This window comes from Nocardia sp. NPDC049149, assembly GCF_043197455.1.
Lineage (GTDB): Bacteria > Actinomycetota > Actinomycetes > Mycobacteriales > Mycobacteriaceae > Nocardia.
Genome location: NZ_JBICTD010000010.1, coordinates 271,155 through 286,071 on the forward strand (window position 1 = coordinate 271,155; position 14,917 = coordinate 286,071).

Consider the following 14,917-nt stretch of genomic DNA (forward strand, 5'->3'; position numbering starts at 1 on the left):
CACGTACGACCCTTAACGTCAACTCCTCGCGGTGTATTGGAGTGCACGTAGGTCCGCGATCTGCTGGGCGCGGCGGTAGCCTTCATCGACGTCGCGGGTCTGCACGGTGATGTGGGTCGAGTTGTCGATGTTCGACATCGGCCCCGCCGGAGCGGTGACGGTGGGCACCGGTGGCGGTGCGACCTGGTTCATCAGCGCCTGGTAATCGGCAGCACCGGCCGCACGGGCGGCTTTGGTGGCCTCGAACACCTCATAGGAGCGCTGATAATCCTGGAGTGCGCGGACTCGCTCGGAGTTCAATGGGTTCGGGGCACCGACCACCGACAGGGCGTCGTCGAGCTGGCCGCCGAGGAACTCCTTGCCTGCCTTGGTGAAGGTGTCGGTGGCCTTCTGTCCCAAGCTCTCCCAAGTATCCAGGCCCAGGCCCTTGCGGGCGGGGTCGTCCAACCCTGGTTTCTGTTGGCCGGGTACGAGCGGGACGCGGGAGTCGATGAGTTCCCGCAGCCAGCGCCACTGGTCGTGGGTCAGGACCGCTTCGGGCTTGCCTGAGGTGTTCCAGCCGAGTGTCCCTGGCTCCCAGATGCCGCCGGAGTCGTAGCCGTGGCCTTGGCCCCACATCCGTGACAAGTCCATGCCGTAGCGGGACTTGTAGTAGCGCAAGGCGGCGACCATGTTGGCGAACGGGTCACGCCGGTCGAAGGGAAGATCCGGATCACGGTGCGCGGCAAAGGTTCCCGGAATGATCTGCAACAACCCGACGCCCGCGGCTTCGCCGGTACCGTTGATGTCGGTGATCTGCTGGGCGATATTCGGATCGCCGCCGGACTCTGACTGGATCTGCGACAGCATGATGTCGACCTGGGCAGGGTCGAAACCCACCCGTTTGAGGGCTTCGATGGCCATCGCCCGCCACCGCTGCACCCCTTCACCAGGCGGCAGCGCGGCACGGGCACCGCCGTCGGCTCCGGCGCGCATGCCAGCGGTTCGGCCGGCCAGAACCTCGGCGGCGGAATCGGTGACCTGCGCGAGTACCGCGCGTGGCACCGTGCCGATCCCGCCTCCGAAGTCGGGCACGGTGTCGGCGAGCGCTTGGACGGGGGTGAGGAACAGATCGGCGATCTTGGCGCGCACCGCGGACTCGACCGAGGCGAACCGGTCACCGACCCAGTCGGTGACCGTCCCGAATAGTCCACCGCCATCGCGGAATCCGGGCAGCTGCCCGGCCAGCGCGGAGCGCCGCAACCGCAGCATCGCGGTGTGCCCGCCGACTGCGTCGACTTCGGCGCCGGTCCAGACATGCTCGTCACGCGAGAGCAGCGCGGGCACCGAATCCGAGATCCGCGAGCCCGGCCCGACGACTCGGCCTTCAGCGGCGGCGGGGCCGCCGGTGGCGCGTCGGGTGATCGGGATGAGCGGCACCTCGGTGGCCCATTCGGCGAGCACGGGCACCACAGTGCGGATGGCATTCCACGCGGTGCGGAATCCGCCGTTGACGACGTGCTCGATGACCCAGTTGATCGGCGCGGCCGTTTTCTCGCGCAGCCCGTCCCAGGCGTCCCCGATCCCGGACACGATGCTCGACACCCGCCCGCGTAGCCCGTCGAGGGAGTCACCGAACCCGGTCAGGCTGCCCGTCGCACCGCCGAGTGCGCCGGGCAGCCGGTCTTGGAGCCATTCGCGGATCTTCTCGAACCGCTCCGGCACCTTTTCGAGCTGTTCGAGCAGCGTGAACAGTGCGCCCTGAAAGATGTTGATACCGCTGAGGTCTCGGATCGCGTCGAGGAACTCGTAGATCTTCTCGGCCGCTTGCCCGATCCACACCACGAGGCTGGCCAGGTTGGTCACGGTGGTGCGGACGTCTTCCCAGAAATCCTTCATCGCCTGTCGGCCCTCGGGCGAGTTCAACCATGTCGAGAACCGGTCCAGGTTGCGCACCAGCGACTCGATCATCGACTCACCCGAGGGTTCAGCGCTGGTGATCAACCCGGCCAGGGCCTTGCCGATGGACTTGGCGAGCTCCCAGATCCGGTCGAGTGCGTCGAGGGAATCGGCGAGGAACTGGTGGAACTTCTGTTGCCCGTCGGGGCTTTCGGCCCAGGCCCGGAAGCTGGCCATGGTGTCGGCGAAGTTGCGGCTGGCATCCGGGAGGAACTCCGAGCCGACACCGGCTAGGGACAGCAGACCTTGGAGGAGGTCGTTGACGCTGTCGATCAGCGGGCCGACCGCGGCCTCTGCGTTGGTGAAGATCTTGGCGAGCTTGTCCCCGGTCGCGGGGGTCGCCAGGTCGTCGAGGACACGGCGTGCACCGGCGTTGATCGCGACGGCGATCCCGGCCAATCCCTCACGCACGCGCCCCAATTGCGCATCCGCCAGACGCACGACCGAATCGCCGAGCCCGGTGAATAGCGGCTCTTGCACGGCCATGCGGAAGCGGGTCCACTCCGAGCCGAGGCCGCGGATCTTGGTGACGAAGTCCTTTGCCGCCGGGGATAATTTGGCCATGGCCCGCTCGAACGCCTCGACCGCAGGCGAGACCTGCGCGGCCGCCTCAGCCACAGCGGTGCGCGCGTCGGCGAGCTGGGATTCAGCATCAGCGAGACGTTCGCGGGCGGATACGACCTCATCGGCATTGTTGATGCCTTTGGCTTGGGCGTCGGCGGCTTGTTCGTCGATATCGGCGCGACGGGCCCGCACCTCGAGCAGCTGCTGCTCGGCCTCGGCGACGCGCTGGTTGGCGCGCACATAGTCGAGGGGGTCACGTGATTGCAGCTGCGCGAGATCGCGGCGAGCCTCGGCGATCGAGAGCAGAGCGTCGCCCTCGCTCAACGCCGCGCCACGGGCTTGGAGCTCGAGGTCACGCAGGCGTTTGGCCGCGTCGGCGTAGGCGCGATTGAGGTCGGTGCGCGCTGTCGCGACCGCACGGGTGGCCTGCTGCTCACCGCGCTGCGCGGCAGCGATCGCGCGCGAGCGGGTTTCGGCGTCCTTGCCCGCCGTCTCCGACATCTGCTTGGCTGCGGCGAACGCATCCGAGATCCCGGACACCCCGACCGCGATCGTCGCGATCCCCGCAGCCGCCGCAGCGGCGGCCGCGGGCAGGAGCCCCAAGGTGCCAGCGGCTTGCGCGGCGACCGCGACCAGAGGGAACAGTGACCCGAGAACTAGGCCGAGTAGCGCGGCTTTCAAGACCCCGGCCGCGACCGAGGCCAGGCTGATCACCGACCCGAGCCGCCCCATCGACATCCCAGCTGGTCCACCGGCCCGATTTAGCTGGGCCAGTGCCTGGATCAGTGCGAGCAGCTGGGAGTTGTCGATGTCGATCCGGACGCGGATCTCCCGCCCACGAAACGGTGCGAGTGCGGCATTGAACCGGGCAGCGAACTCGTCCAGGTCCGGGACCGGCCGGACCCGGACCGTGAAGTTCCGCAGCCGCGCCAAGCGGGTGCGCAGGTCGGTGGCGAACTCACCCAGGTTGGGCACGATCCGCACACCCAGGTCCTGGCGGATGCGCAGCAGCTGCCCGCGCAGGCGATCGATGAAGTCGCGCGCCAGCTCCGGCAGGACGGTGAGGCGGGCCGAACCGGCCGAATAGGGCTGTGCCACAACCTCACCGGCCCTTCTACAGTTGGACCCCCAGCCGGGTAAGGACGTCGCGGACCTGGTCGCGTTCGGCGCGGGCACGCGCGGCCGCTTCGGCGGTCATCGGGCGCGGCTCAGGCGGTAGCGGCGCGGCGGGTGACTCGGCGAACACCGACGCGACGACGCGGATGAGTTCCTTGGTGACATCGATGTGCCGCAACATCAGCAAGGCGGGAAGGTCGTAGTGCAGCGGCGAAAGTGCCAGCAGTTCAGCATCTTCCGGCTCTGGTTCGGCGCGGAGCTCGCCGAGTTCGGGGTCCATCAGCGGTGCGGCCTGGTAGTGCGACCACATCGGCAGGTGCCGTAGGAGCCGGATCAGCTGGGACCACGGGCATTCGCCGCGCATATAGTCGAGCAGATCCCAGCCGCGGGTGAGGGTAGCCGAAGTTGTTACATCGTGCAGGATTTGGCGAGTTGCCGATCGAGCGGGGATGTATCTGACATGGTCAGGTTTGACGCACGCCGGAACCAGCGTATGGTCCAGAATGGCCGTCTATACCAGTTCTTGCTTGAGCTGATTTCCGCGACAGGAAAAGATCCAAATGGCTGACGATGTTCCACAACAAGACATTCAAGCCCGTCATCGGGATTATATGTCGACCCACTACATCTCCATCTACACAACGACTGTCAGTGTCGTTCTTGGAATAGCGGGGCTCGCGTTCGGGGCTTTGCTCGCAGCGAAAGATCACTACGGCAACGATTACGCTCTATTCTGGCTCCTCGGCGCCGTCGCCCTGGCCGCATCGGTACTCACCTACGCCGGTTCGGCGATCGGTGCGATTGCCCTTCCGCCGGGGGTCCCTGGTCTCCTCGATCTTCTGCTGCCCCTGGGCATATGCATGTCTCAGTTCATGATGTTCGCGCCGCTGGTCGCTTCGGTCGCAGACCTGCCGCCCCGGGTGGGAGTCGTAACGTGGCTTGCGAGCGAGTGCCTGTTCGGTGTGTGCGCCTCCGCGACAGTTCGACGTGTACGAACCCGGGTAGACGCCTATCCCCACTACTCTGGCACGAGTCTGCCATGGATCAAGGACTACATAGCGAGACTAAGAAGTGATGGTCGAGGTTCCGCTATGGTGGCGGCATTCGGGGGCATATCCACAGTCGTATTCCTCGCCTTGCCCCAACTCAGCCTCGCAGTTGCCTACGTTCCCGCCGTTGCGATCGGTTTGGGTCTCGCATGGGGAATGCGCAGCAATGCGATATCCAGCGGCATCCTTCACAAAGCTTTTGACGTTGCTCCCACCAGCCCCGCTGGTTGAGCCAACCTAATACGTCACACCAAGACGGGCGAGGACGTCCAAGACCTGGTCACGGTCAGCGCGGGCACGAGCGTGCGCTTCGGCTGTCATCGGGCGCGGCTCAGGCGGCAGCGGCGCGGCGGGCGATTCGGCGAACACCGACGCGACGACGCGGATGAGTTCCTTGGTGACGTCGATGTGCCGCAATGTCAACAGCGAGGGCAGGTCGTAGTGCAGCGGCGAAAGCGGCGGCAGCTCAGCATCTTCAGGCTCCGACTCGGCGGCGCGCAGCTCGCCGAGCTCGGGGTCCATCAACAGCGCGGCCTGATAGTGCGACCACATCGGCAACTGGCGCAGTAGCCGGATCAGCTGGGACCAGGGGCGTTCACCGCGCATGTAATCCAGCAGGTCCCAGCCGCGGGTGAACAGGTCGGCCTCGATCTGCTCACCGAAGTCCTCGATGAGCAGTACGAGGCCGCTCAGCCCCCCGGCAGCTCACCCACCTTCCCCGGTTCCGGTAGGGAGCTGAAATGGCGGTTGATGGCGTCCAACAGCGGCCACAGCACCTCGGCGGGCTCGCCCCGCACCACTTCCCAGACCGCGTCGAATCCCTCGCCGCACATGGCCTCGAACAACTCCCGGATCCTCCCGACCGGCATCTCCTGACCGTCCAGCAGCGCCGCCAAGGTCAGCACCTGCCACACAGTGTCGGGCTCGTAGATCGGCGTCGGCGGGCTGGTGCCGTCGAACATGTAGGGGCGCTTGCGTTTCCGCTTCCTCGTCGCGCGCGCTTCATCGCGCATCTGGAGCCACGTCGACTTCTCCGGCGCCGTGGCCTCAGGGTTGCGGTGGCGGGGCTTGCGGCGCTTGGAGTTCGGCATTTAGGCCACCTTCTTCGATGGGCTCGCGGCGTCAGCCTTGTCGGCGGCCGGTGGGGTCGGTGAGGGTGCGGCGACGGTGAAGCCCATCGGGATGACCAGGTTGCCGACGCCGGGCCCGCACAAGACGTTGCGCAGCGAGTAGCCGAGCTTGTCATCGACGGTGGCTTTGACCGTGATCGGCCACGCGGCGATGTTCTCCGAATTCCACTGCTGCTGGCCGACCTCGGTGACCGATGCGCGTGGCATGATCCGCAGCACCCACTTCTCCCGCGCGCCGACACCGTCGACGAACAGAAAGATCACCCGGTAGTAGATGGTGTCCGGCGCGACTGGCTCGTTCCACGACAATTCCTTGGTCACCGCATCTGCCTGGACATCGGCCAGACTGCGGCCTGAAACGAGTTCCAGCACAGTACGTTTGAACTCTTGGGCAGTGAACCCCACGCTCATGTCCCGTTTGACGATGTCCGAGCGTGTCGGCTCCAGCCAGCCCCAGCTCTCGGTCTCCGAGAGCTGCTGCTCGGGCCGGAACTGCGGGCCACCGGACTTGTCGATCAGACCCAGCGACGAATACCCCTCCAGCGACTGGAATTTCGCGTCCGCACCCGCGGTGAACTTGACCGGCACGTCAACGCTCATCGGCGCGATGAGCACAGCGCCCTTGAGGGGCTTGAGTAACAGGTCCTTGTTCGCACTGATGATCTGCTCGAATGTGGTTACCGTCATTGACGTACCTTTCAAACGATTTGGCTGAGGTTCCTTGTGAGGGAGAGGCGAACCGCGTGTCGAGGCCGCTGAGCGGGTCAAGCCAGGGTGGTGGTGCTACGTGCTGGCACCGTCGCTTATTCGGTGCTATCTCCGGGCATGGCGTGGCATCCTCGACTTGTGCCCAAATTGGAGTGGTCGGCTGAACACGAAACCCTGCTGCTAGAGGACGGTTCGCGTGTCAGCCTGGTCAGAGACGCTTCGCCCATTCCCCCGGGTTCCGAGAAGCGCCGGACAGGAGTGCAATCCGCGATGGAGAGGCTGGGGGGCGTCGACTTGGCCACGCTTGCAACAGCGCTTCGCGAGGCATCAGAACGTTCAGCATTCCGCAAAGAGGCAACAGACCTACACTCAGAGTTAAAATTCGGTATAGAGGTAGGGAGCATCCTCGACCGGACCGAGCCATATTTTCTTTTCGAATACTCAATAATTACAGGTAGTCTGACATTAGGACTGGTTGTCTCATATCCGCATTGGCGCTGGGGGAAGAAAGATCTGTCAAATCTGATACAAAAATTGTGGGACCCACATTGCGACGAGATTGAGTCAGTGGTTCGCACAGACCCCTACGACTCTTCCCCGGGACATTTGGAGGCCTGGCTAGCACTTACGTCGGACAATTGTCAAACGATTGCAGACGTCGTACAGCGCGGATGGTTGACTCACGATATTGTTCAACTTCCCTCCACAGAGCCAGCCGATAAACTCAACCTAGACCGAGGCCTTGCATGGAAGGTGCTGGCCGCTGGACACCCACAGTGGTTAGTAGGAGAGTACGAATCTTCATGGCTGGAAGTTAAGTCGACTGGGTACGACATTAACAGTTTCGCGGGCAAAATTGAACTAGCGCAAGATGTTGCTAGATTCGCCAACGCCACGGAGGAAGGTATCCTGATTTGCGGACTCAGAACAAAACGCACAATTGAGGGCGACAAGATTGTCAAGCTCACGCCGCTGGAATGCGATCGGAAACTACCTGTTCGCTACCGCAAAGTCATCGATGACTATGTTTATCCACCTCTTGACGGCCTGCATGTCGAGATGTTCTCAGATCGAGGTGGCGGCTGCTACCTTGCAGTGAGAGTTCCGGCGCAACGCGACGAGTCTAAGCCGTTTTTGGTGTGTGGCGCGGTTGTGGACGGCGTGAGCGAGGGAGCGTTCATCTCGATCGTGAGAAGGAGTGGAGAACACTCGATTCCTACAACCGCAGCGGCGATTCACGCCTACCTCTCGGCCGGACGAAAAGCGCTCAACTCGGCAACAGCAGCTTCAATACCCGAAGAATGACAGCAGTTTGCGATGACCACTACAGTGCACGAAACGACAGCTGGTACACCGCTGTCTGCTTCCGATCAGTGGGGTCGGGAGCCGGGGCATCCTGACCGCCGGTGATTTCGTTGGCGGTATCGATGAGGACTCCCTTGACGAGCGTGCAGCAGGAATCGGTAATGCGTTGGCGGCAGGCTTCTTTCAACTCCTCGGCCTGTTCGTCGGTGTGGGCGTAGTTGTCGACCCGCACGATCGGCCGGTCGGTGATGCTGTCCTCGGCTCCACCGATACGGCGAACAACGGTGTAGGGCAACGGCTGCCCTTGCCGCTTGACCTTGACCGTCGTCGCGATCGGCGACAGCAGGGCGATAAGCACCTCGTGCACGTTTGGGTACGTCGGCATCACAGCCCTCCGATAGAGTGCGCGAAGTCGGACAGAACGTGTTCGGCGGCGTTGTCGTGGGTGCCTTCTTCGCGATATCGCGCATACCGGCTGTAGGCGTAGACGACGCCGAATTGGTGGCCTTGGCCGGGGTCGACATAGCCGGTCACCGCGGTGGCGTTGTGTCCGCTGCGCCGGTGAGATTGGCTGCGCCAGTAATCGGCACCGAGTTCGACGATGTGTTGGAGCATCTGGCGGGTGTCCTCGCCGAGTCCGACAGCGACGTCGAGTTCGTTACCACTCGGGTCGAAGTCCACCGGCCTCCCTTGTGTCTAGAAGCCGCGAGCGAGGCGGAAGCGCCTGCCCGGCGACCAACCGGTGAATGAGTTGCGTGGGTCGAGGATGTCGCCGACGATCCGGAATGGTTCTCCGGCGATCTTGACGCGGTCGGTGCCCCGCACGTCCGAGCGAACCGGCGCGGTGACTTGTGCTGCGATGGTGATGGTTTCGCCATCGACATATTCCTCGGTGGTGGTCCAGGAGATCGCGCAGGGCCCGATGGTGTGGCTGAGGTGGGCGTAGCGGTCGAGCAGTTGGCCGTCGGCGTCTCGGAGATCGCCGTAGGCGTCGGGTTCGCCCTCACGGTAGATCTGGACCATCACGCCGTGCGGGTAGTGGGGCGCGTCCATCAGCAGATGAGTGGTCGCCCGCTAGCCAGTCCTGCGTTGCGGAGCACGAGAACAGCTTCGTGGCAGAGGTATTCGGATGCCCGGCGCAGCGTGGCGGGGTCTGGCCGGCTGTAGGTGACTGATCCGCCGTCGGCGCTCTGGCTGGCGATCTCGGTTCGCAGTCCGCCGATGGCTGGGTCGACTCCGAGTTCGACCCAGGCGATGACCTGGAGGCAGGTTGCTTCGCGGAGCGCGTCGCGTAGTTCGTCGTCGGCGGGTAGTCCTGGCGGAGTGATGTCGTAGAGGTCGTTGCTGGTGATGTCACGGACCCTGCTAGAGGCGGCCTCGATCAGAGCGACGGCGTTAGCCGGGATCGGGTCCAGGCGATTGGTGAGGTCGGCGGGCTTTGCGTAGACGAGCATCACGCGGCGGCAGCCCCTGTCTTCGTTGTGTCCTTGCCTGCGGTGCGCTTGCTGGTCGCGGTGGCTGGTGCCACTGCTGCCGCGGTATCAAGGTCGCCGGGCACAGATGCCTGCTCCGCGGGCGCAGCAGTGGCGTTGGGGCCTTTGAGTAGGACGGCGCGGTTGGGGTCGAGGCATTTGACGCCGTAGAGGGTGTCGACGGAGATGACGGTGGTCTTGTGGCGGATGTCGTAGTCCATGGCGACACGCATCGACAGGCCCTTGTACTGGACGGTGAAGACCTCGGCGCCGGGCGGTAGTTCCATCGGAGCCGACGCGAAGGCGAATGCGGTGGAGTGGAAGGCGACTCCGACTTCGGTGCTGGGCTGTCCGGGTACGGGGGTCAGTGGCGGCTGGCCGACGTTCTGGCTCCAGAAGGCGTCGAAGCCGACGATCTGCTGCCCGATCGAGCCTTGCCGCAATGCTGCGGTGGAGTCGCTCTTGTCGGCGTGCAGCAGCAGTGGTTTGCCGAGCCATCGGGCCTTGGTGGTCGGGCCCACTACCGCGCGCCGTCCCGGTGCGGGGACGTTCTGGATGTCGAGCTGGCGACCGGCCTCGATGAGGTTTTCCGGGTTCTCCCATAGTCGGCCGGTGCCGCCCTCCATCGGGTCGGCTCCGCAGTGCTGGGCGACTTGGGCGCGTAGCGAGAGCAGGTCGCGGTCGACTTTTTGGCTGATGGCTTCCATGGCGGGGCGAAGGATCTGTTCGTCGAAGTTTTCGATGTCGAGGGTGAGTTCTTCGGAGGTGACTTCGACTGAGACGTCGGCGATGGTGTCGAGCACGACGGGGATCTTGGATTCGGTGGTGTCTTGGATGACGATGCCGCGGGCGCGGTCGAATTCGGTGGCCACGAATCGTGGGGGTCGCTTGACGTTGACGGTGTTGCCGACCTTCTGTGGGCCGAAGTCGCTGGAGATGTCGCGGTAGACCAGCGGGAGCATGACGGTGAGTTCGTAGAGGTTGGCCAGGCTGCGGCGCGCGAGGATGTCGGGGGTGAGGAAGGTGTTGGGCACGGTGGTCTCCTAGGTGCGGGCCTCGGCGATCGAGTCGCGGACTTTGCGGCGGATGGCCTCGATGTCGTCCTCGACAGGAGATGCGGGTGGGGTGGAGTTGCCTGCGCTGAACTCCCCGCCGGAGCGCTCGACCGGTGGGGTGTTGGTGAGTTTCGGGTTCGCGGTGATGGCGTCGGCAACGAGGGCGTCGACGCGGGTGGTGAAATCGGTTGCGTCCGGGTCGAGTTCGTCGAGGGCGCCGAGCCCGCGCAGGTACGGGACTAGTAGCTTGTTGTCGCCGCGGCGGGTGTCGGCGGCCGCGGCGATGGCGTCTTTGATGCGGTAGTCGCGCAGTCTGCGGTCCGAGGCGCTGGCCCGGTCAGTGAGTTCGGCGATGACCTGTTCGGGGTCGGTGTTCTCGTCAGCGACCAGGCCCAGAGCGCGCCCGATCTCCTGCACCATGGCGTCGCGGGCTTGCTGGGCTGCTTGGTCGAGGGCGGCCGAGGCGTCGGTGCGTGCGTTTTCCAGGTCACGTCGCAGCTCGGCGATCACCTCCCCCAGCTGGACCGGGTCCTGTCCGTCGGCTTCCTCCGGTGCCGGTGGAGTCGGGGTGGGGATGGCGGCCGCAGGCTGATCCGGTTCGGTCGGCGGTTCTGCGGGCTCGGCGGGCGGGGTCGGGTTGTCGGACATGGGTTCCTTCCTCAAGGAATAGATGGATCGGGCTCCGAACTAGCGGTGGTCCAATCGGTTTCGGCTGCCCGCTTTCGTGATCAGTGCGCGAATTGGTCGTGGACTGCGGCATTGCCGGACAGGCGAGGTTGGAGGGCCTGGCTGCGGGTTCGTTGTTCGACTTCGCGGAGGATGCGCGCGACTTCGTCGTTGACGTCGTCGCCGGACCAGTTCGGGTTGCGTTCGCGCACAGCCTGTTCGGTAGAGATCAGATCGACGGCTTTGAGCGCGGCGAGCCGTTGGGCGGTCTCGAGCGGTGGGAGCTGGGCGCGGACCGGCCAGCGCACCTCGGGGTTGGCTTTGAGTTCGATACGGCTGCCGAAGTGGATGTGGTCGAGCTCGGTGAGCGTGCGCGCGAGCGGGGCGAGTTCGGCTTTCCAGTAGTTGATCTTCTGGTCGCGGGTGGTTTCCGACAGCTTGTCGCGGGAGTTGACGCCGGTGGCGGTGATCAGCCCGGCCGTGCGGTCGTCGCCGAAGGCCGACGCGGATAGCCCCGCGTCGCGCAGGATGAGTTCGGTGATCGCGGTGGCGGTTTCGCTGTGTTCTTGCCAGCGGATGGCGAACTGCTGCGGAACGATCGGCGGGGCACCGTCTTTGAGGCTGCCCAGGCTCGCTCCGGGCAGCGGGGTGAAGATCGCCTGCTCGGAATCGAAGCTCGCGCCCGCGCCGGGGCCTCGGATGTGGGTGAGCTGCTTGTCGATGAATAATCGGCTGCGGCCGTGGTCGATATCGCGCATCCACGCCGACCAGGTCTCATCGAGTGCGTCCAGCATCGGTTCTTGGCCTTCGAGGTCGGAGCGGCCGAGTTGGGCGAGTCCTGGTGTGTGGCGCCAGATCCGGTTGGGTCGCACGTTGGGCACGTAGCAGGCGGTGAGGGTGTTGATGCCGGTGGCGATGGCGGCGGTCGAGTCGACCAGCGGGGCGGCCCAGGCGGTGTCGGGGTGTTCGATGAGTTGGCGGCGTTGCCCGAGGTGGTCGCGGCTGCCTCGGTAGAGGCCGTGGTGGATGCGGCCTGGTGCGTGGTATTCGAGGTGTCGCCATACTTCGCCGCTGGTGGTGTCCTCGGCGACGGTCTGCCAGAACGTCACTCCGGCCAAGCGGCCGTAGCGCCAGCGTGGGATGGCGCAGTCGGCGGCCATGGTGGCGAGGTTGACGTGGTCGCTGATCGAGCGGTCCCACCAGGCCCGCAGATATACCCCGCCCAAGGCGGAGGCGAGCTCGCCGGCCTCCAGGAGCGTGGCGGCGGTGTCGGCTCCGCCGAGCAGCAGCTCGAGGCGGGCTTGGGCGGGTTTGTGGTTTCCGCGTGCGTCGTCTTCGCCGATGACGAACCGTGGGGGCTGGGAGAACAGCAGCGCAGAGGAGCCTCGGGCGAGGTCGGCGGCGAGGGGGATGTGCAGGCGTTTGGTGGCTTGGGGGTTGGGGCGGCCCCAGAAGAAGCGGGCGATGCGTCCGACGAGGCCGCCGGAGAATTGGGCGGGACGGTAGGTCGGGTAGCGCTGGTAGATGTCGGCGAGGCGGTCGGTGTCTCCGGTGTACCAGGCATCCCAGGCGGTCATGATTTTCTGGGTGCGGTCGAACGGTGGTGGCGGCCAGGCGGTGTCGGTGTCAGGCAGCATCTTCTACCTCGTCGAATCCGATGACCGGTCGCCAGAGGCGTTCGGTGGTGATGACCGCATACCGGAGGGCGTCGATGCCGTGGTCGTTGACTTTGATGGGTGCGTCCTCGCCTTCTTCGGTGGCGGTGGTCGACCAGGAGTAGCCGGGGATCTCGAGCAGCAGCGCCGGGCATCGGGTGGAGATGCGAAGTAGGTTGCGGGCGAACAGCATTGCCAAAACCCGTAGTCCGTAGAGGACGTCGTTGTCGGCGGCCGCGGTCTCGACGCCCTCAGCGTGGAGCTGCACGCGCAGTGACGCTGCAGAGGGGTCGGCGATGATGTGCTCGGCGCGCATCCGTGATTGGCGCAGGTCCGGGAGGTGGGGTTGGTCGAGCCAGGCGCGCAGGTCGGCGGAGAGTTCGGCGTCGGTTTTGCGTTGGCTCATGGTGGTGGGCTCGTAGCGGTATTCGTCTACGGCGTAGAGGATTCCGTCGACACCGAGGCCCAGGAGTACGGCGTGGGTGGGATTGGTGGTGCCGTAGTCGATGCCGACCGCGGTCAACTGCTGCATCAGCGGCAGTGCGGCCCAGTCGAGGGTGAGGTGCTCGGCCCAGGAGTCGAACACCGACCCGTCGGCGGCGACCCAGTGCCCGAGGATGAAGCGGCGGTACCACAGCCCGGAGTACTCGCGCTTGTACTGGAGTTTGCGTTTCTCCGACAGGGCGGGGTTGTCGTCGAGCTCGAAATGCCAGGTGCGCCAGTCCGGTAGCAGCGGGTCGCCCTCGGCGTCGAGTTTGTCGATGCGGTCGAGGAATTCGCGTTTGAGCCAGTGGACGGGGTTGTCGGGGTTGGTGGAGCCGAACAGGCGGGCATCGTCGAGGCTCATGCGCCCTAGGAGCTGGCGGAAGAAGTCGGGGCGGATGACGGTGATCTCATCGACGTAGGCCCCGGCAACGGTCAACCCGCGCAGCGACATTTCGGCTTTGGCGTCGGATGCGCCGAGCATGTAGACGCGGCGGCCCAGGATTGTCGCGGTCGGCGCACCCAGGGTGTAGGAGACCCGTCCGGCGAGATGCCCGAACAGGGCGGGGTCGCGCATGGGTTCGATGACGTTGCGGGCCAGCGATTCTCGGGTGCGTCCGACCATGACGAACTGGCCGCCGGAGGGTGGGTTGGATAGGAAGATCAGCCAGCACAGGATGGAGGCGATGGTCTTGCCGCTCCTGATTGCGCCTTCCCAGATGTTGCAGCGGGCAACAGCGTGCACGATCGAGACCGCCTGCTTGCGCGAGATCGGCAGTTCATCGAGCACGCTCACTGGGGCAGCTCCAGCTCGTCGTCCGCCCCGACCGGCACAGCTTCATCAGGGACCGGTGCGGCGGTATCGGCGTCGACGGCGGCTTTGAGCTTTCCGAACAGGTCCGAGAGCATCGACCGATCACCGGCCACGGTGTCGTTGCTTTGGCTGGTCAACAACTCCGAAAAACTGCGCAGCGCAAGCGATAACGCGGTGTAGCCGTCACGGACATCGCGCAGCGGCGGCAACGGAACGGTGACCGGCACCATCGAGTCCAGGCCGCGTTCGTAGGTGGTGACCGGGCTCCACAGCCGCCGATGCAACGCCGGGATCTGGGCCTCGATCATCTCCGCGAGATCGAGACGGCGACGCTTGAGCTGCTCGAGCCGCGCGGCCGTGGCTTCCGCGGTCTGGGACTCATCGAAACGCAGCTCCAGTTTGCGGGCCCAATAGGTGATCGTGGCGCGTGTGACGCCGAGCTGCTCGGAGATCTCGTTGCGGCCCTTGCCTTGCGCGTGCAGCTCGACGATTCGCTGTTGATCTTCGGCGGTGATCTTGCCGGGCCGGGCTCCGCCACCGCGTGCCGCCGCCCGCGAACGGGGCGGGTCGGTCTTCTTCGGTCGAGCCATCAGAGCCGGAACCGGGCCGCCCACGCGGCGATCTTGCGGTCGGCGCGATCACGCACTGCGCTCATCGGATTGGGCACTGGGCTGCCGGAGGCGGCGTCGATGACGAGTAGGCCGGTCTCGCCGAGGATGACGGTGGCTTCCTGGAATTCGGCTAATGCCTCGACGTAGCAGGCGAATTCGCCGACGTTGGCTGGGTTGAGTTCGGTGTGGGGTGCGAGTTGTTCCCACAGCAGCCGGGCCTGCTCGGTCAACCAGGTAGGCGGATCGGTTTTCCACGCTGACACCGATACCGGTTGTGCCGGTCGGCGAAGCGGGACCACCGGGTAGTCCGGGGTGGTCATGGGCGTCTACGCCTCCTCGAAGTGGGTGTGG

General features: G+C 65.3%; 17 protein-coding genes. 2 read left to right on the top strand and 15 right to left on the bottom strand.

All coding sequences use genetic code 11. From position 1 onward, the window contains the following. Positions 1 to 18 precede the first annotated feature (18 nt). A complete protein-coding gene (locus ACGFNJ_RS34625; protein WP_393458162.1) occupies positions 19 to 3,600 on the bottom strand; it encodes a hypothetical protein in 3,582 nt (1,193 codons plus the stop codon). Between the two features lie 16 nt (positions 3,601 to 3,616). After that, the gene (locus ACGFNJ_RS34630; RefSeq protein WP_393458165.1) at positions 3,617 to 3,982 is read right to left on the bottom strand and encodes a hypothetical protein; all 366 of its coding nucleotides are present in this window, start codon (positions 3,980 to 3,982) and stop codon (positions 3,617 to 3,619) included. A 196-nt stretch (positions 3,983 to 4,178) separates the two neighbouring features. Here ACGFNJ_RS34630 and ACGFNJ_RS34635 point away from each other — a divergent pair, with 196 nt between their 5' ends. Further along, complete coding sequence (locus ACGFNJ_RS34635) at positions 4,179 to 4,898, top strand: hypothetical protein (RefSeq protein ID WP_393458168.1); 720 nt, start codon at positions 4,179 to 4,181, stop codon at positions 4,896 to 4,898. Positions 4,899 to 4,904: 6 nt separating this feature from the next. Here ACGFNJ_RS34635 and ACGFNJ_RS34640 read toward each other — a convergent pair whose 3' ends face one another. The 3 genes from ACGFNJ_RS34640 to ACGFNJ_RS34650 all read right to left on the bottom strand — a co-directional run bounded on the left by ACGFNJ_RS34640 (position 4,905) and on the right by ACGFNJ_RS34650 (position 6,484). After that, positions 4,905 to 5,273 carry a hypothetical protein gene (locus tag ACGFNJ_RS34640; RefSeq protein WP_393458171.1) on the bottom strand — a complete coding sequence of 123 codons (369 nt, stop codon included), beginning with the start codon at positions 5,271 to 5,273 and terminating at the stop codon, positions 4,905 to 4,907. An 83-nt stretch (positions 5,274 to 5,356) separates the two neighbouring features. Further along, the gene (locus tag ACGFNJ_RS34645; RefSeq protein WP_393458174.1) at positions 5,357 to 5,758 is read right to left on the bottom strand and encodes a hypothetical protein; all 402 of its coding nucleotides are present in this window, start codon (positions 5,756 to 5,758) and stop codon (positions 5,357 to 5,359) included. Beyond that, positions 5,759 to 6,484, bottom strand: a complete 726-nt coding sequence (locus ACGFNJ_RS34650) for a hypothetical protein (protein WP_393458177.1) — start codon at positions 6,482 to 6,484, stop codon at positions 5,759 to 5,761. 159 nt (positions 6,485 to 6,643) lie between these two features. On the opposite strand from ACGFNJ_RS34650, the gene ACGFNJ_RS34655 reads away from it, so the two are divergent. Continuing rightward, positions 6,644 to 7,810: a hypothetical protein gene (locus ACGFNJ_RS34655; RefSeq protein ID WP_393458180.1), complete on the top strand. Its 1,167-nt coding sequence runs from the start codon at positions 6,644 to 6,646 to the stop codon at positions 7,808 to 7,810. A gap of 19 nt (positions 7,811 to 7,829) precedes the next feature. Here the strand turns inward: ACGFNJ_RS34655 and ACGFNJ_RS34660 are convergent, their stop codons facing one another. From ACGFNJ_RS34660 to ACGFNJ_RS34705, 10 genes are all read right to left on the bottom strand, one after another. Further along, positions 7,830 to 8,195: a hypothetical protein gene (locus ACGFNJ_RS34660; protein WP_393458183.1), complete on the bottom strand. Its 366-nt coding sequence runs from the start codon at positions 8,193 to 8,195 to the stop codon at positions 7,830 to 7,832. Beyond that, the gene (locus ACGFNJ_RS34665) at positions 8,195 to 8,491 is read right to left on the bottom strand and encodes a hypothetical protein (RefSeq protein ID WP_393458185.1); all 297 of its coding nucleotides are present in this window, start codon (positions 8,489 to 8,491) and stop codon (positions 8,195 to 8,197) included. Before ACGFNJ_RS34665 ends, ACGFNJ_RS34660 begins: the two co-directional genes overlap by 1 nt. 15 nt (positions 8,492 to 8,506) lie before the next feature. Then, positions 8,507 to 8,863, bottom strand: a complete 357-nt coding sequence (locus ACGFNJ_RS34670; RefSeq protein WP_393458188.1) for a hypothetical protein — start codon at positions 8,861 to 8,863, stop codon at positions 8,507 to 8,509. Continuing rightward, positions 8,863 to 9,267 (bottom strand): hypothetical protein, encoded by a 405-nt coding sequence (locus ACGFNJ_RS34675; protein WP_393458191.1) that lies wholly within the window; start codon positions 9,265 to 9,267, stop codon positions 8,863 to 8,865. The genes ACGFNJ_RS34670 and ACGFNJ_RS34675 overlap by 1 nt, the downstream gene beginning before the upstream one ends. Further along, positions 9,264 to 10,316, bottom strand: coding sequence for a P22 phage major capsid protein family protein (locus tag ACGFNJ_RS34680; RefSeq protein ID WP_393458194.1), 1,053 nt, complete (start codon positions 10,314 to 10,316; stop codon positions 9,264 to 9,266). Before ACGFNJ_RS34680 ends, ACGFNJ_RS34675 begins: the two co-directional genes overlap by 4 nt. 9 nt (positions 10,317 to 10,325) lie before the next feature. Next, positions 10,326 to 10,985: a hypothetical protein gene (locus tag ACGFNJ_RS34685; protein WP_393458197.1), complete on the bottom strand. Its 660-nt coding sequence runs from the start codon at positions 10,983 to 10,985 to the stop codon at positions 10,326 to 10,328. Positions 10,986 to 11,065: 80 nt separating this feature from the next. Further along, positions 11,066 to 12,640, bottom strand: coding sequence for a phage portal protein (locus tag ACGFNJ_RS34690; RefSeq protein ID WP_393458200.1), 1,575 nt, complete (start codon positions 12,638 to 12,640; stop codon positions 11,066 to 11,068). Next, positions 12,630 to 13,937 (bottom strand): PBSX family phage terminase large subunit, encoded by a 1,308-nt coding sequence (locus ACGFNJ_RS34695; RefSeq protein ID WP_393458203.1) that lies wholly within the window; start codon positions 13,935 to 13,937, stop codon positions 12,630 to 12,632. The genes ACGFNJ_RS34690 and ACGFNJ_RS34695 overlap by 11 nt, the downstream gene beginning before the upstream one ends. Continuing rightward, a complete protein-coding gene (locus ACGFNJ_RS34700; RefSeq protein WP_393458206.1) occupies positions 13,934 to 14,545 on the bottom strand; it encodes a helix-turn-helix domain-containing protein in 612 nt (203 codons plus the stop codon). The genes ACGFNJ_RS34695 and ACGFNJ_RS34700 overlap by 4 nt, the downstream gene beginning before the upstream one ends. Next, positions 14,545 to 14,886, bottom strand: a complete 342-nt coding sequence (locus ACGFNJ_RS34705) for a P27 family phage terminase small subunit (RefSeq protein WP_393458208.1) — start codon at positions 14,884 to 14,886, stop codon at positions 14,545 to 14,547. The genes ACGFNJ_RS34700 and ACGFNJ_RS34705 overlap by 1 nt, the downstream gene beginning before the upstream one ends. Positions 14,887 to 14,917 lie beyond the last annotated feature (31 nt).

Excerpts from the sequence above, each read along its gene's own strand:
- ACGFNJ_RS34630 (WP_393458165.1), bottom strand. The coding sequence starts at position 3,982 with ATGCGCGGCGAATGCCCGTGGTCCCAGCTGATCCGGCTCCTACGGCAC.
- ACGFNJ_RS34635 (WP_393458168.1), top strand. The coding sequence starts at position 4,179 with ATGGCTGACGATGTTCCACAACAAGACATTCAAGCCCGTCATCGGGAT.
- ACGFNJ_RS34640 (WP_393458171.1), bottom strand. The coding sequence starts at position 5,273 with ATGCGCGGTGAACGCCCCTGGTCCCAGCTGATCCGGCTACTGCGCCAG.
- ACGFNJ_RS34645 (WP_393458174.1), bottom strand. The coding sequence starts at position 5,758 with ATGCCGAACTCCAAGCGCCGCAAGCCCCGCCACCGCAACCCTGAGGCC.
- ACGFNJ_RS34650 (WP_393458177.1), bottom strand. The coding sequence starts at position 6,484 with ATGACGGTAACCACATTCGAGCAGATCATCAGTGCGAACAAGGACCTG.
- ACGFNJ_RS34660 (WP_393458183.1), bottom strand. The coding sequence starts at position 8,195 with ATGCCGACGTACCCAAACGTGCACGAGGTGCTTATCGCCCTGCTGTCG.
- ACGFNJ_RS34670 (WP_393458188.1), bottom strand. The coding sequence starts at position 8,863 with ATGGACGCGCCCCACTACCCGCACGGCGTGATGGTCCAGATCTACCGT.
- ACGFNJ_RS34685 (WP_393458197.1), bottom strand. The coding sequence starts at position 10,985 with ATGTCCGACAACCCGACCCCGCCCGCCGAGCCCGCAGAACCGCCGACC.
- ACGFNJ_RS34690 (WP_393458200.1), bottom strand. The coding sequence starts at position 12,640 with ATGCTGCCTGACACCGACACCGCCTGGCCGCCACCACCGTTCGACCGC.
- ACGFNJ_RS34700 (WP_393458206.1), bottom strand. The coding sequence starts at position 14,545 with ATGGCTCGACCGAAGAAGACCGACCCGCCCCGTTCGCGGGCGGCGGCA.
- ACGFNJ_RS34705 (WP_393458208.1), bottom strand. The coding sequence starts at position 14,886 with ATGACCACCCCGGACTACCCGGTGGTCCCGCTTCGCCGACCGGCACAA.